This window comes from Collinsella aerofaciens (assembly GCF_032584215.1).
Classification (GTDB): Bacteria; Actinomycetota; Coriobacteriia; order Coriobacteriales; family Coriobacteriaceae; genus Collinsella.
Genome location: NZ_JAWHPN010000037.1, coordinates 1 through 14,591, shown reverse-complemented (window position 1 = coordinate 14,591; position 14,591 = coordinate 1). Strand labels below are relative to the sequence as shown.

Below are 14,591 nucleotides of genomic sequence, written 5' to 3'. Positions count from 1 at the left end.
GCCATGCCCTTCTTGAAGTTGAGGACCAGGTCTTCGGCGTTCATGCTGCCCCCATCATCGCGGTCTATGGGGTCAACGATATGGCACCGTGGGGACACATGTATGTCAATCCTGGTCTAACAGAGCCATAAAAAATGTATCCGTGAAGCTCCACCTCGAAGAAAGCTCCTTGATACTCGCCCCTTTGGCAAGAGCACGCATAAATTTGCATCTTTGAGGATGAGGAGCCACTGAAGCGGCAAGCGCAGGATTCCCGCCAATCACCTCGTCATAGCTAGAAGGCCCTATTTCGAGCTTAGGCGATACTCTTTCGAACCATTTCTTGCCTTTATCGGTATTGCACAGAACGGCAGAGACCCCCATAGAGGAATCAACTTCGGGATGAATAGAGGGGAATCCCCAAAAATCGCCAAGAGTTAAATCAGAGCCACATGAGCGCTTTGCCGGACAATCAAAACATGAAGAACGTAATGACGCGTTATCCAAAAATGCTCTCATATACCAATCGTCGCCATAACGTCCGCCGGTGACGCGGCAATCGTCTTTCTCCGTCCTTGCGTAGTAAAGGACGGAGTAAGACGACCATCCGGTCGTCTTACTCCGGAAATTGACATCATCAATTTCAGAGTTTTGGGCAGAAGACTGGAATTCAATCCATTTTCTCCAGAGCAGAGGCGATGGGGCGCCGTGGCAGATAACGTCAGCAGAAATAAAGAAAGCGGAATCTGCTAGCTTGCCCAGATAGTTCCTCATGCCGGAAACCTGACAAGCAGTGCCCGTAAAGAAAACTAAGCGTTTCGCCAGAAGATATTCCTTGACCTCTCGATAAAGAGAAGCAGGAATCTCGCTTTGAACATATTTTGATCGTTGGAGTCTTTTAAGATCCTCTAAATCAGTAGCACACTCATGTCGAACCGTATGGCAGTGCTCCTGGAAAGAAGCCCCAACGACAACGCCATCGGACTTAATAGCAGCATCGGCAAGCACACCAAAGAGCCCTCCAGACGATGATTGCTGGAGAACATCACTTGAAAGAGACTTGGCCCAAGACACTTCAACAGGCTCGACAACGGGGTTGCGACTTAATACGGGGCAAGTCGAGTCACAAGCACCACACCCGATACAAAGGTCGGAATTGAAGCTGGGCCTTAAGAAGCCCACCTCGTCCGGCGCCATCGAAAGACATCCCTTCGGGCATTTGGCAGAACAGGCGCCACATCCACAGCAGGAATCACCCAGAGAGATGATTTCTGGTACCCTATCAGCCCTTCCCGACTGTTCTTGCTGAGTCATTCTCATTTCCTCTTCTTTACGGCACGCAATGTTGAATTAAATGCCCTCGAAACAATTCGTGGAGTGTTAAGATACATCGCTCTACGCACCCTATCGACACCACTTAGCTGAGAACTGTCACACTCGGTAAACCTAATAGCGTTAAATAGTCGATCTTCCTCATTCGAGCTCATTTGGCCCGAATCGATACCCATTCCAAGAATCCTCAAAGCCTCATGAACCTTGAAATGACGAAGATGACTAACGATCTCAGGACTGTTCCCTGGATAACCAATCATCTGATCAATAGCATCGAGAGAGCTTAGCAAACTATGATTGAAGCCGCTGGTGGTAGCGCTTCCAGGGCGATCCAAAATATTCCACAACGCAAGGGGCTCATAGTGAAGGCCGCGACATTCCTTAAGATAGCTAAATACAAAAAGACCATCCTCGGTATGGGCAATCCGCTCATCAAACCTTAAGCCGCACCGTTCAATTAACTCACGAGAAAAAAATTTATAGCAGGAACTGCCGATATGTATCGAATTGTAAACTCCAAAGCGGAGAATAGCGGCATCGGAGGATAGGTCCTCAATAGACATGTCGACAATCTGATTGCCGCAAACCTCCAAACCGTTAACCACAGAAACAAAATTTGCATCTACAGCAATTAGGGCGCCCGGTTTAAGGCTCTGCATCCGCATCATCTGCTCGCATGCTTCAGGTTCAAGCCAGTCATCAGAGTCGAGAAAGATAACATAGTCACCAGTCGCAAGATTCAGCGCATGGTTGCGTGCGCGAGAGACACCGGAGTTTTCTTGGCGTGAAAGCACCACCCTTGAATCAGCAGAATACGTCTGGAGGACACTCCATGTGCCATCAGACGACCCGTCGTCGACAACGACAACCTCAATGTCCTCATACGTCTGGGAGAGAGCAGAAGAGACACCACGCCCGATATAATTCTCAACATTAAATGCGGGAATAATTATCGATACTTTGCCTTTCATAGGCGGCAACTACCCCAAATCTTTATAACCGAATTTATATTTAAGCCGCTCGTGAGGAGCCAAATTGTTCATGAAACGAAGCCACTGAAGTATTTCCGCCGTTGCGTCACCAAACCCTGGAATGCCATTCGCCATCTGGGAAAGCCAAATAGAGCCTCCCCTAATATTGGCTTCAATAACAATCGGCGCGCCATCTTCCCCGATGGTAAAGTCCCAACTGATAAGGCCCATTTGAGGCATCAACGAATGCATGCGCTTCGCCGCATCAATAGCACCGGGAACACCAGCAATCTTATATCCCTGAAAAACAACCCCCGTGTCAGGATGTTTCTCGAACCGATCATTAAACTCAGTAAGGGCCGATGGTGCAAGCAAACCTTCATTAGAAATGCCAATGAACATGCCGCCAGCATGCGCATTATCCACCGCACTCTTTCCGCGACCAATCCTCATCAGCAGAGGTAAAGAACGGAGTTCGCCTTGCCAGCGGTATGTCATAATCCTCAGCGTATTAACGCTCTCAGGATGTAATTTAACCACTGAAGAATGGCATGAGATTACTTCTTGAACTGTAAAATCACTCCCGAGCAATTCGAATAATTCTTCAGCAGTAGTACCCGTCGCAGTATCGACACCGGAAGCAAAGCAATAAGACCCGCAGCCTTCGCCCGAACAAGTCCCTACTGTCGGTTTTGCAAAGCAAGCACCACAGTTGCCAATTAAATTAAGTGCTGTCTCTTTGGAAATCTCTTTGAAGTCGGAATTGCGAAGAACCCCAGACGTGCTTGTAACGATTGGACGTGGAGTTCTAACCCCAGCTCTTTCGGCAAACAATGGAAGAAGATTCTTATCCTCAAATACGGTGGCATACGCCACCGGCATATTCATATATCGTTCGAACTCAGGGATAAACAGGAGTTCCGGAAAAAAACCTGACATCGAACTTGCCAGAAATCGCAAGATTATGCCGATGCCATGTGTAAGGGATTTTTCTACCATAGTTCTCAACATAAAATTTGTCGATGGCACGCATTTGCTCGGAAGAGAGCTCGACATCGCTGAGAATAGATTTTCTTTTGGGATCTTTAAACTTTGCAATTTCTGCCTGTCGAGCGCGATGAATCTTGACGTTCTCTAAGACATCATATAGGCCATCTTTAACATCTGATTTGAGAGACATGTGTTCTCCGATAACTGAAGGGACGAATTTAACGTGACAAAGCGTCTAATAAGTATGAATTGGAATATGCCCTGCGAATATCTATAGCACGGTCGATTCCAGAATAGTCGCAGTTAAGCGCGTTTGTCGCATCCGAAATACCCCACCGTTCCTCGAGACCACACATCTGCAGCAAGGTGATAACACGACTGTTCATGTTGGAACCGTTCGCATGTTTACGATCAAAAACGACAAAGGGACGCTTAAACAAAATCGAAAAAACCGATGCATGAAAACTATCGGTTAAGACACAGTCGGCCTTATCGATATAAGAAAGGAAATCCGATGGATCACCGCCAAAATAGCGACAGTTAGGATTCATGTAGTCAATAATTTCATACCCGAGCGACTTCAACTCCGCCGTCAATTTAACCTGAGCATCAGACTGCTCGCCAAGATTAAATTGAAATACGTACTTCTGTTTGCAAGCCACAGGCTTTTCTATCTTACGCCATTGATTTGCAGTCAAAAGCATGGTCGGATCTAGGGTAACCGGCACTTTTCGACCAGTCAGTTCCTCTACAATGCGAGCTCCGGCATCTTCTCGCACACTAATATCCGAATAACATTCAAGAGCTTCCTTAAAGAAGGACGCCCAATTCTCGGGAAGAGATGCCAGGCCAAAACTGGCTGAGTATGCTACTCGCTTATTAGCGTCGGCAAATTGAAGAAGATAATCATTGGCGCATCTGCACTCCAGCGAATCGCCCCACCAAAGGGGATTCCAGACCTGGTCACTTCCGACAACAAAATAGTCGTACTCATCATTCAGTTGAGACGAAATACCACTGCCGTTCGTTGAAATAATTCTTGTAGGAATTAGAGAATCTGTAAACTTAGAAAAAGCAGCATCGCGACCACGCTCCTTTTTAGTCCTGAACCTTATCGCACCGTTCTCCTTTTCAAAATACTTGTGAAAAATGGATTTAAGTGCAGATGATTTTTCAAGAGTAACAAGCGTATCTACATCATGCCCCATTTGGCTCAAAACGGTATGAAGCGCATAATTCTGAAGCCTATTGCCGTAATTAAAATTACCAAATAATGTAACGATACCAATTCTCATATTAATAATCACCTTATCGTGCTTCTAAACGAATTATTGATCCCCATAGGCAAGCGACAAATCAATGAGCGATCCGAGCCATAAATCGTTTTTCTCATCAATGGGATCAAGTCCGGCCCCATTAAACAGCGTTAACTCTCCAAAAACTAAGCGATCGCCCAGAACATACCAATCACAACGTACTTGAGGAATTCCCCTAGTGAGAACACTGCTCAACTCGAGCATTTTCTCAAGCTTTTCAGGACGCTCGACCTCAACAGGAGAAACTGGGATGCCAGCCCAATCGATGGTGACAGGATTCCAATCCTGATCGTAATAGTTGCAAGTATGTTCACCAAACCTGCCCCTATGCACCTCAATTAGGCGTGGATTTCCGTTAAAGCACGTGACTTTATAGTCAACTAGGCCAGTATCGAAGCCTTCATCCTCGAGATACTCCTCCGCCATGACCATGGGGGTAACATCCTTATAGGGCCATTCCCTTGTCCACCAAAAATAATTATTATTGAGGTGTCTACGAAGAACCCTCTTGGCCGCATTAAAATCAAACGAGGACTTGTCGCGGCAGATAGCAACTCCGCCGCTGTCATGATTCGTCTTAAGCACGAATTGTTCGGGAAGATTCTCGAGGCTTATATTCTCGACACTATCCCAAGAGCTATAAGTTTTAGAAACATATTGGGCGCCAATTTTGTCAGCGACCCATTGCTTAACGGCAAGCTTATCAACAAGGATATTGTAGAGAGGGTTACGATCATGAAGCTTTAGCCAGTTCAGCTTCTCGTTAAAGCCTTTTGGATTATCAAGGTTGATATTCTTTCCAATCAGCGCCCTATACATTAATTTTAAGTGAATCTCATCAGGCAAGCAGCGAGTCCATCCCCATTTTGAGATTAATGAGTAAGCTCTCATAGGATGCTTCATATACTGAACTGCTTTACTAATTTTTCCCATTAATTATCTCCGTTGCTCTTACGCAGCCTTTTGGCGGGAAATTGAATTCCACCGGAGGCTGCAAGTTATCGCGATAGCAAAGAAATACGTAATCAGGTTTGGAATCGTTGTGAATAGAGCTCCGCTCGTGAACGCATAGCTTAAAAAGAAAACCTGAATGCAAAGTGAAAGGCGTAGAAAAGCTTTTTGTTGCCCCTCCACAACCCTCGAAATAGTCGTGAAGGTCAATACAAAACTTGTTAGACAGCCAGCAAGAACCAAGGCAGTTCCAAAAAAACCGGTTTCATATAAAAGGTTAAGGAGCTCATTGTGCGCCATATATGTAATAGTAAAACCGTCAGGCCAACGGTAGCAGTAGCTAGTCCAGCCATGACCAAATAAGGGCGCCTGGGAAAGGCCATTAAGGGCGTAATTCCAAAGAAAGGTCCTATTGTTAACGTTATCCTCGAAGCTGGTACCGCTGGAAAAGGTTGAATTCAATCTTTCAATTGTCGCCTCAACGCCAGGAACAAGAGGCGCAAGGATGGCCACGGCAAGCAGCATCAATACTGTGACTCCAATAGCCTTTAGATATTTATGGCTATTGCCAGAAAGCAAGTAAACAAAACCAATAGCAAAAATCCCGCACAACAAATGAGCCCTTTTTGTAGTCAAAACAAGAGCAATAAAGAAAATTAACGCAAGAATGCCGTAGAACCGTTTAGCTGAACTTGATTCGCTGCCATAAAAGGACATAGAGGAAGCGAGTATTAAGCCTATCGTGCAGAAAGTTCCATTATGACTATAGTGTGACGCTAAGCCCGATCGATAGTCCATTGCCATTGGCACATTTGAATAAAACGTCGGTTTTATAAAACCGGTATAGAGCTGAGGCGCTACATAGCAGGCAATAGTTGCCAATGCAAAAATGAGTAACACCCCAATAAAAACTTTAACGGCAGGCAGAATCCAATTAGGGTTTTCAACTGCAAAATAACTAACAACAACTACGGAGACAAGGGCAATAGTTGCAGAAAGGTCATAACCACCGCCCAGTACAAATCCGATAGCAGCCATGACAGCAACCGCACCCCATGGCAATAGCGGCACAATTGCCCTCAGATCAAAGGACATAACCCTGCCACTTCGAACAGCAAGGGCAATCATCAGCATGATGCTCAAAGCAAAAATAACAAAACTAATTCTATAAGTTATCAGAGAAGAGCAATAAGCAAATAAGCAGACGAAAAGAGTTATAACGCCAAACGCAAATTCACCTTTGCCCCGCGTCTTCGGGCAATGCAAGCTTAGATACCTCCTCTTGCGAGTAGAAAAATAAGATGACTTGTCTTCCAAGCAAAATAACTAAGAAGAGACTTGCTATCTTCACGAAAATAGTAAGATCAGATGCCGACAACGCTATAGCCCTACAGCGCCTCATGCGTCTCGTACACGTGCGCGTCAGCCTTGGACGCCTCGGACAGACCGTCGTTGATCTTGGCGCATAGGTCGCAGGTGGAACAGGCGTCGAGCTGCTCCTTGGTCACGCGACCCTCCTCGTAGTCACGGACGACCTTGAGCTCGTGCATGTCGTAGGGTCTCTTGGTGAACAAGGCCTTCACCTTGTGCTTGAGCACCCACCAGCCGGGCTTCCAGATGTACTTGTGCATGGCCGGGCTCACCGAGCCGATCATCCAGCAGTTGCGGTCGCAGTGGCGGACCTTCGCGCGGACCCTCTCGGCCTGGTCGGAGTTCCAGAGCTCGTCCCAGGACTCCTCGTTGAGGTTGCCCATGACCTCCTTGTCCTTGGTGCCGTTGCAGGGCATCACGTCGCCGTAGGGGTCGATAAAGAACGTGTCGAACGCCATGTCGCACGGCAACAGGCGCGGCTGGCCGTAGATGTAGTTGATGAGGCCGTGGTTGAAGTAGGCGCGGAACCACTTCTTGGGGCTGTTGGACCTGAGCAGCTCGTTGACAAGGTCCTCGAAGTTCTTGGCCACCATGGGGCGGTCGTGGATGATGTTCTTGGCCTCGACGAAGTAGAAGCTGTTGTGCAGCGACGCCGTGGCGAACTCCATGCCAAGCTCGTCGGAGATCTTGTAGAGGGGCACCAGGTCGGGCGCATTGAGGTCCTGCACCGTCATGCCGAAGCCCACATCGGGGTGCTTGAGCTCGACGAGCTTCTTGAGCGTGGCGTAGCCTCGGTTGTAGCCGTTATCCAGGCCGCGGATCTTGTCGTTGGTCTGCTGCAGGCCCTCGATGGAGATGCGGATGCCGACGTTGGGGAACTCCTCGCACAGGTCGATGATGCGGTCGGTGAAGAAGCCGTTGGTGGAGATCACGATGCGGTCGGACTTCTTGTAGAGCTCGCGCACGATGTCCTTGAGGTCCTGGCGGATGAAGGGCTCGCCGCCGGTGATGTTGGTGAAGTACATCTTGGGGAGCTTCTTGATGGTCTCGATGGAGAGCTCCTCCTCCGGGCGGCTGGGAGCCTTGTAGCGGTTGCACATGGTGCAGCGCGCGTTGCAGCGGTAGGTGACGATGACGGTACCGTTGAGTTTCTTTTCGGCCATGTGGATTAGTCCTCTTTCTTAGCGTAGGCAGGGTTCAGGATCGCTTCGAGCTTTTCGAGATGGTTCTGCGGTGTATATTTCGTAAGCACGGCATTGCGGCCATTCATGCCCTGGCGTTTGGCCTCATCCGGATTCTCCAGGTAAATTGCGATGGTTTTCGAAAGGGCATCAACGTCGCCCAGGGGAAGCACGGATCCCGTCTCCCCGTTCTCCACCAGCTCCGGCATGCAGCCGATATCGAAAACGACAACCGGCTTGCCATGTGCGTAGGCCTCTAGCACGGTGTTGGGCATGTTCTCAAACCAAGTCGATGGGCAGAGAACGCAAGCGGCGCCGTCAATGAGGCGCTCCTTCTCCTCGCCCTTAACGAAGCCTACGAAATCTACGCGGTCCGATATGCCGGCCTCTTCTACAGCCGTTTTAATTGACGCAGCGTACTCGTCGTCGGTACGACCAGTGATCTTGAGCCTAACACCGCTGTTGCGCATGGCGGCATCTACGGTTAGATCAACGCCCTTTTCGGGACTGATCCTACCAAGATAGAGTGCGTACTTTCCCGCGGCAGGACAGACCTCAGGCCGAGAAGGAGCCGTAGTAAACGTCGGAACAACATTAATCTTCTCCCCTGGTACACCGGACTTCTTGAGAAGGGACGCCGTGAACGCGGAGGGGCAGACGAATGCATCCACATAATCAAACAGGCGCTTGCAGCGGTGGAACTTCATCGACGCGATACGCACTGCAGTTGTGGCCCTCGAGCCATGGCAGCAGGACATATCGGCAGCCTTGGAGTAATCACCGTTGATACAAGCAGTACAGACCTCCCCGTTGCAAAGGAAATCGGAACGGGGGCACATGATGTTAAAATCCGAAAGCCTATGGACAACCCTTACGCCTTCATCGTGACACGCCTTGAAGATGCTCGGAGAAAGCGCGTTAATCTGCTGCAGAACGTAAACGACGTCCGGTCTCTCGTCCCGGATGAGATGTCGGAGATTCTTATATGCCTCGAGGTTATAGAAAGCGCAGGAAAGTAAACGGGCAACGTTCTTCGGAGTCTTCTTTACGTTGTTAAAGTAAGCGTCGCCCGACTCACTCTTCCCATGGGGAAAATATCGAGAATACGGCGTTTCCTCATTGAGCGGACTGCGGACCGAAAACGGAATAACAGTATGCCCGGCGTCTTCGAGGAGGCGCTTAACGTTGAACATATAAATCTCGGGACCGCCCGAGACATAGTAGCGATAATTCGCCAAGATTATCTTCATCGGGCCTCTCCTTGATAAAGCTTGAGGGTCCGTTCGACGACGGAATCCCAGTCATAGTTATTTCTCACGCGCTCGCGAGCACTCTCGCCGAGCTTGTTGGCCCTTTCCGGATTATCCAGAAGGCCGCGAAGGACGCGAGTAAGCTCAGAAACGTTGCCTTTGGCAAAAGTTGCGCCGGCGCTTCCAAGAACGTCAGCGCATTCGGGCACATCGCTCGTAACGCAACATGTACCGTAGGACATGGCTTCCATAAGAGAAAGTGGCATACCTTCCACATCGGAAGGGAGCACGTAAACATATGCATTCGAATAGAGCTCGGCGAGAAGGTCACCCGTGACGAATCCGGTAAAAATAACGCGCGGGTCAGAACCAGCCCGCTTTCTAAGCTCAATCTCAAATGCATCGGTGTCAGAACCTCCGCCTGCAATGACCAAGCGCTTATTGGTATCGAGCCGACGAAAAGCATCAACGAGCAAATCACCGCGCTTCTCGGGCACCAGTCGGCCAAGATACAAGATGTAGTCGCCACGAGATAGGCCCCAACGCTCAGCGATTAAACTGGCATCAATACGCTCACGGATTTCCACTCCATTGTGTATGAGAGTGGCCTCACGACCGTATTCCTGCTTGAAGTAGCCCTCCGCAGACGACGACAGGACAATCAGCTCATTCGATTGGGTTGCAGCCGCCTTCTCACCCATCTTGATACAAGTGCTAGCAAGTCGTCCCCACTTGGCCCTCTGCCAGTCAAGACCGTGGATCGTTGCAACGGTGCGAATTCCTGCCCGACGGGCAAGGGGCAGTGGAACACAGGGCCCTTCGGCGTGGTAATGAATCACGTCAGGACGGTCCTTAATCGCCCGTCGAGTCGCAAAATAGGACGAAGAAAGTGCAGCAAGGCCCTTCTTATCAATTGTCTTTACCGGCACAATACGAACACCGTCAGCGATGCGCTCTGAAAGGGATGTCGCCTCGCCGGTCATTACGTCGGAGCCGGAGCGATCGTAACATGTAACCTCATGCCCAAGAGCAGCCATACGACGCGCCAGTTCCGTAACAACGACTTCGACCCCGCCTTCGCGAGAGCCAAACCGCTTATGCCCAATCATTGCGATTCGCACGCTAGCAACAGCCCCCGTAATAGCGCTTATACCACTTGGCGAAGGCCCTCAGACCGTCCTCGAGCGGCGTCGCGGGCTTGTAGCCCAGCTCGCGCTGGAGCGCCGTGGTGTCGGCGTAGGTGACGGGCACGTCGCCGGGCTGCATCGGCACGAGCTGCTTGTGGGCCTCAAAGTCGTAATCGGTGGGAAGCACGCCCTCCTCCACCAGCACGCGCTGCAGCGTGTCGACGAAGTCGAGCAGGTTCTCGGGATGAGAGTTGCCGATGTTGTAGACGCGGTGCGCGGCGAGGGGCAGCCCGTCCTCGCCCGTCTTCACCTCGGGGGCGGCGTCCATGACGCGCTTGACGCCCTCGACGATGTCGTCGACGTAGGTGAAGTCGCGGCGGCAGTCGCCCATGTTGAAGATCTTGATGGTCTCCCCGCGGCGCAGCTTCTCCGTGAAGCCGAAGTAGGCCATGTCGGGCCTGCCCATGGGGCCGTAAACCGTGAAGAAGCGCAGGCCGGTGGCCGGGATGGAGTAGAGCTTGGAGTAGGCGGCGGCCATGAGCTCGTTGGACTTTTTGGTGGCGGCGTACAATGACACCGGAGAGTCAACGCGGTCCTCCTCGGAGAACGGCACCTTCTTGTTGCCGCCGTAAACGGAGCTGGAGCTCGCATAGACCAAGTGCTTCACCGGGTGGTGGCGGCAAGCCTCGAGCACGTTGAAGAAGCCGACGAGGTTGCTCTCCAGGTAGGCGCGCGGGTTCTCGATAGAGTAACGCACGCCCGCCTGGGCGGCGAGGTTCACCACGACGTCGAAGCAGTTCTCAGCGAACAGGCGCTCGATGAGGGCGGCATCGCACAAGTCGCCACGCACGAAAGTAAAGCGGCTCTCAGGGTCGGCCTCGGCCAACATGCGAAGGCGCGCGTCCTTGATGCCGGGGTCATAGTAGCTGTTGAGATTGTCGAGTCCGACAATCATGTAATCGGTTTCCTCGAGCAGCTTCTTGACGAGGAACGCTCCGATGAAGCCGGCGGCTCCGGTGACGAAGACTTTTTTATTTGCCATTCATACCACCTAGTCTCGTTTGAACAGGTCGCGTGTATAGACCTTGTCCGCCACGTCCGCGAGCTCGTCGCTCCAGCGGTTGGCGACGATCACGTCGCAGCCGGCCTTGAAGGCCTCCAGGTCGTGGGTCACCTGGGAGCCGAAGAACTCCGGCGCGTCCAGCGTGGGCTCGTAGACCACCACGGGCACGCCCTTGGCCTTCACGCGCTTCATAACGCCCTGGATGGAGCTTGCGCGGAAGTTGTCGGAGTTGGACTTCATGGTCAGGCGGTAGACGCCCACGACCGGCCTCTCCTTGCCCTCGTACACGCGGTCCCACACCATCTGCAGCACCTCGTCGGCCACGAAGTCCTTGCGTGTGCGGTTGGCCTCCACTATGGCCTCGATCAGGTTCTGGGGCACGTCCTTGTAGTTGGCCAGCAGCTGCTTGGTGTCCTTGGGCAGGCAGTAGCCGCCGTAGCCGAAGCTGGGGTTGTTGTAGTGGCTGCCGATGCGCGGCTCCAGGCACACGCCGTCGATGACGTCGCGGGTGTTGAGGCCGCGGACCTCGCAGTAGGTGTCGAGCTCGTTGAAGTAGGCCACGCGCAGCGCCAGGTACGTGTTGGCGAACAGCTTGACGGCCTCGGCCTCGGTGGTGCCCAGCACGAGCTCGGGGATGCCCTTTGAGCCGTCCGCGTTGACGCGCTCGAGCTCGACTGGATCGGCGCCCTGAGCGAGCAGGCCGGCGAAACGCTCGGCCGCCGCGACGGCCTCGGCGTCCTCCTTGGGCGCGCCCACCACGATGCGGCTGGGGTGCAGGTTGTCATAGAGCGCCTTGCTCTCACGTAGGAACTCCGGGCTGAAGAAGATCTTGCTGTCGCCCAGCCTCTCGCGCAGGCCCGCGGTGTAGCCGACGGGGATCGTGGACTTGATGACGATCCAGGCATCCGGGTTCACCGAGCGCACGGCGGCGATGGCGGCCTCGACGGAGGAAGTGTCAAAGAAGTTCTTATCGGAATCGTAGTTGGTCGGCGTGGCGATGACGGCGTAGTCGGCGCCCGCATAGGCCTCTTCCACCTCGACGGTGGCGTGCAGGTCGAGCTGCCGCTCCCCCGCCTTGGCCTCCGCCAGGAAACGCTCAATCTCGTCGTCCTGGATGGGCGATACGTAGCTGTTGATCTTCTCGACTTTCTCGGGCACGATGTCCAGGGCGTGCACCTCGTTGTGCTGCGAAAGCAGGACGGCGAGGGACAGGCCGACGTAACCGGTACCGGCGACGGCAATCTTCATTTTCTTCTCCGATTCGAATCGGGTATTAAAGTTAGGCATTAGTACGCATCGCTTCCGTTGAAGACCTCCAGAACCGTGAGGAGGACGATCTTGAGGTCCATGACGATTCCGCGTTTGGCTATGTACTCGAGGTCCCGGCGGACCATGCCGTCGAAACCGGTGGAGTTGCGCTCCGTAACCTGCCAGAGCCCGGTGATGCCTGGCTTCACGGCGAGCCGTTGCAGGTCGTACTCGGTGTACTGCGCCACCTCATTCGGCAGCGGCGGCCTAGGCCCTACGACGGACATCTGGCCAAGAAACACGTTCAGGAACTGCGGGACTCGTCGATGGAGTGCTTACGGATGAACTTCCCGATCTTGGTGACGCGCGGATCGTTCTTCATCTTGAACATGGCGCCAGCGATCTCGTTCTGCTCCTTGAGCTCGGCGAGGCGCTCGTCGGCGTCCTTGTACATGGAGCGAAACTTCCACATACGAAAGGTGGTTAAACTACCGTCGGGACGGGTGCGGCCCACGCGGATCTGGCTATAGAACGGGCTGCCCTCGCTCTCCAGGCGGATGAGCACCGCGAGCACCAGGCTGGGGATCGCGATGAAGACGAGCACGATACCGCTAAACACGATGTCGAACGCGCGCTTGACGGCACGGTAGGCCAGGCGCGAGCGATCCCAGTCCATGATGGATTGCATGGCCTTGTAGCGACCGGCGCCCTCGCGCCGGTCCATGGCCTGGGCAATCAGCACCGCCCCCGCGGGCGCATTGCTCTCTGTTACTTCTTTAGCAGCCACAGTCAAACTAACGTCCCCGTTGTCCAGGGATCCCCCAATCGGTAAATTCAAAAATGCGAACGAATAGCTGATGCAACGTCTCCCTTACGTTTTGCTGGGAACGTCCAGCGCAAGTAGCTCCCTAAAAGTGGAGTCACCCTCGCCCACATCTACCAAGCACCAACGTTTATGACGGTCGATCTTTTTAACGCGGGCCTCTTGCCCCACCAAGGGACCCTGCTCTATGTGCAACACGCCGTCCTCAATGCGCGCTACGCTGTTGCGCACAACACCGTCGTCGTCCAGCACGCTGCGGTACCAGTCCTGCGCGTCGTCCGGCATGGGCATGTACGCCCGCTCCCTACTGCCGGCGATGCGGCAGCCAAAGCTCAGCTGGGCCAGGGCCCTATCGAGCGCGGCGGCATCGTGCGTGGCGACGAAGAAATATTCCTTGTACATAGGTTTGGTTTGGAGCGACCATGCGCCGTCCCGCTTAAACCAGAACTCCTTTTGCATCACAAAAGCGTCCTGCATCAGGTTGTGCGGGATAATGCGACGGACCTTTTCACAGGTCTCGCGCTCTTTTCCGTGGGGGGTGTGGACCAGATACCAGCGGACGCGACCGTGCTGGCTGTTGGTGGTAGCGCCGTTAAATGCGCCCGGCAGCTGCTCTTGGCGCCGTGCCGTCTGTTCCATGTTTTCGCCCCCTCTTTTGGTTTTGCGATGCACGCAAATGCAGGGGCGTTTAGAACAGGCTTCTCGCTCGCAGCTAGGCGCAGTCGCAAAAGTACAGGTTTTTGTATCTTTCGACAGATGACATTATACGAGCAATTAATCAGCGTTTGCCCAGATTGCGCAAAATATACTGCTAGTAGGTGCATCTCCATACCCCTCTATAAAAACCTGTACCTTTTTGTGCAATCAGAACCACCCTTAAAAAGGGTGGTTTGCTCTTAGGGTATAACCCACGGGCCCCGGGCTCGCGTCTAAAGGCGCGGGCCCGGACTTCGTCCAGGCCTAGTGCATCTTGACCCGTGGCGCGCCGG

At 52.7% G+C, this 14,591-nt stretch carries 13 protein-coding genes and 1 pseudogene; all 14 read right to left on the bottom strand.

Annotated elements, in window-relative coordinates:
* Positions 1 to 105 precede the first annotated feature (105 nt).
* Entirely contained in the window at positions 106 to 1,293 is a 1,188-nt protein-coding gene (locus tag RX395_RS09245; protein WP_316367130.1) for a Coenzyme F420 hydrogenase/dehydrogenase, beta subunit C-terminal domain, read from the bottom strand.
* 2 nt (positions 1,294 to 1,295) lie between these two features.
* Positions 1,296 to 2,282: a glycosyltransferase family 2 protein gene (locus tag RX395_RS09240; RefSeq protein WP_316367129.1), complete on the bottom strand. Its 987-nt coding sequence runs from the start codon at positions 2,280 to 2,282 to the stop codon at positions 1,296 to 1,298.
* Positions 2,283 to 2,291: 9 nt separating this feature from the next.
* A complete protein-coding gene (locus tag RX395_RS09235; protein ID WP_316367127.1) occupies positions 2,292 to 3,170 on the bottom strand; it encodes a sugar-transfer associated ATP-grasp domain-containing protein in 879 nt (292 codons plus the stop codon).
* A 13-nt stretch (positions 3,171 to 3,183) separates the two neighbouring features.
* Complete coding sequence (locus RX395_RS09230; RefSeq protein WP_316367126.1) at positions 3,184 to 3,462, bottom strand: hypothetical protein; 279 nt, start codon at positions 3,460 to 3,462, stop codon at positions 3,184 to 3,186.
* Between the two features lie 28 nt (positions 3,463 to 3,490).
* Complete coding sequence (locus RX395_RS09225; RefSeq protein WP_316367124.1) at positions 3,491 to 4,567, bottom strand: polysaccharide pyruvyl transferase family protein; 1,077 nt, start codon at positions 4,565 to 4,567, stop codon at positions 3,491 to 3,493.
* 33 nt (positions 4,568 to 4,600) lie between these two features.
* The gene (locus tag RX395_RS09220) at positions 4,601 to 5,521 is read right to left on the bottom strand and encodes an ATP-grasp fold amidoligase family protein (RefSeq protein ID WP_316367122.1); all 921 of its coding nucleotides are present in this window, start codon (positions 5,519 to 5,521) and stop codon (positions 4,601 to 4,603) included.
* A gap of 18 nt (positions 5,522 to 5,539) precedes the next feature.
* A complete protein-coding gene (locus tag RX395_RS09215; protein WP_316367120.1) occupies positions 5,540 to 6,805 on the bottom strand; it encodes an O-antigen ligase family protein in 1,266 nt (421 codons plus the stop codon).
* A gap of 122 nt (positions 6,806 to 6,927) precedes the next feature.
* Positions 6,928 to 8,073: a radical SAM protein gene (locus RX395_RS09210; RefSeq protein ID WP_316367119.1), complete on the bottom strand. Its 1,146-nt coding sequence runs from the start codon at positions 8,071 to 8,073 to the stop codon at positions 6,928 to 6,930.
* A 5-nt stretch (positions 8,074 to 8,078) separates the two neighbouring features.
* Positions 8,079 to 9,341 carry a glycosyltransferase family 4 protein gene (locus RX395_RS09205; RefSeq protein WP_316367117.1) on the bottom strand — a complete coding sequence of 421 codons (1,263 nt, stop codon included), beginning with the start codon at positions 9,339 to 9,341 and terminating at the stop codon, positions 8,079 to 8,081.
* A complete protein-coding gene (locus tag RX395_RS09200) occupies positions 9,338 to 10,450 on the bottom strand; it encodes a glycosyltransferase family 4 protein (protein WP_316367132.1) in 1,113 nt (370 codons plus the stop codon). Before RX395_RS09200 ends, RX395_RS09205 begins: the two co-directional genes overlap by 4 nt.
* Before the next feature lie 13 nt (positions 10,451 to 10,463).
* Positions 10,464 to 11,510, bottom strand: a complete 1,047-nt coding sequence (locus tag RX395_RS09195; RefSeq protein ID WP_316367115.1) for an NAD-dependent epimerase/dehydratase family protein — start codon at positions 11,508 to 11,510, stop codon at positions 10,464 to 10,466.
* Between the two features lie 9 nt (positions 11,511 to 11,519).
* Positions 11,520 to 12,779 carry a nucleotide sugar dehydrogenase gene (locus RX395_RS09190; protein WP_316367113.1) on the bottom strand — a complete coding sequence of 420 codons (1,260 nt, stop codon included), beginning with the start codon at positions 12,777 to 12,779 and terminating at the stop codon, positions 11,520 to 11,522.
* A 38-nt stretch (positions 12,780 to 12,817) separates the two neighbouring features.
* Positions 12,818 to 13,455, bottom strand: a pseudogene (locus RX395_RS09185) (sugar transferase).
* A gap of 195 nt (positions 13,456 to 13,650) precedes the next feature.
* Positions 13,651 to 14,241, bottom strand: coding sequence for a hypothetical protein (locus tag RX395_RS09180; RefSeq protein ID WP_316367112.1), 591 nt, complete (start codon positions 14,239 to 14,241; stop codon positions 13,651 to 13,653).
* Positions 14,242 to 14,591 lie beyond the last annotated feature (350 nt).

Bases quoted from the DNA above. Each gene is read 5' to 3' on its own strand.
- RX395_RS09230 (WP_316367126.1), bottom strand. From the start codon at position 3,462: ATGTCTCTCAAATCAGATGTTAAAGATGGCCTATATGATGTCTTAGAG.
- RX395_RS09235 (WP_316367127.1), bottom strand. From the start codon at position 3,170: ATGAATATGCCGGTGGCGTATGCCACCGTATTTGAGGATAAGAATCTT.
- RX395_RS09200 (WP_316367132.1), bottom strand. From the start codon at position 10,450: ATGATTGGGCATAAGCGGTTTGGCTCTCGCGAAGGCGGGGTCGAAGTC.
- RX395_RS09195 (WP_316367115.1), bottom strand. From the start codon at position 11,510: ATGGCAAATAAAAAAGTCTTCGTCACCGGAGCCGCCGGCTTCATCGGA.
- RX395_RS09225 (WP_316367124.1), bottom strand. From the start codon at position 4,567: ATGAGAATTGGTATCGTTACATTATTTGGTAATTTTAATTACGGCAAT.
- RX395_RS09245 (WP_316367130.1), bottom strand. From the start codon at position 1,293: ATGACTCAGCAAGAACAGTCGGGAAGGGCTGATAGGGTACCAGAAATC.
- RX395_RS09205 (WP_316367117.1), bottom strand. From the start codon at position 9,341: ATGAAGATAATCTTGGCGAATTATCGCTACTATGTCTCGGGCGGTCCC.
- RX395_RS09240 (WP_316367129.1), bottom strand. From the start codon at position 2,282: ATGAAAGGCAAAGTATCGATAATTATTCCCGCATTTAATGTTGAGAAT.
- RX395_RS09190 (WP_316367113.1), bottom strand. From the start codon at position 12,779: ATGAAGATTGCCGTCGCCGGTACCGGTTACGTCGGCCTGTCCCTCGCC.
- RX395_RS09210 (WP_316367119.1), bottom strand. From the start codon at position 8,073: ATGGCCGAAAAGAAACTCAACGGTACCGTCATCGTCACCTACCGCTGC.
- RX395_RS09220 (WP_316367122.1), bottom strand. From the start codon at position 5,521: ATGGGAAAAATTAGTAAAGCAGTTCAGTATATGAAGCATCCTATGAGA.
- RX395_RS09180 (WP_316367112.1), bottom strand. From the start codon at position 14,241: ATGGAACAGACGGCACGGCGCCAAGAGCAGCTGCCGGGCGCATTTAAC.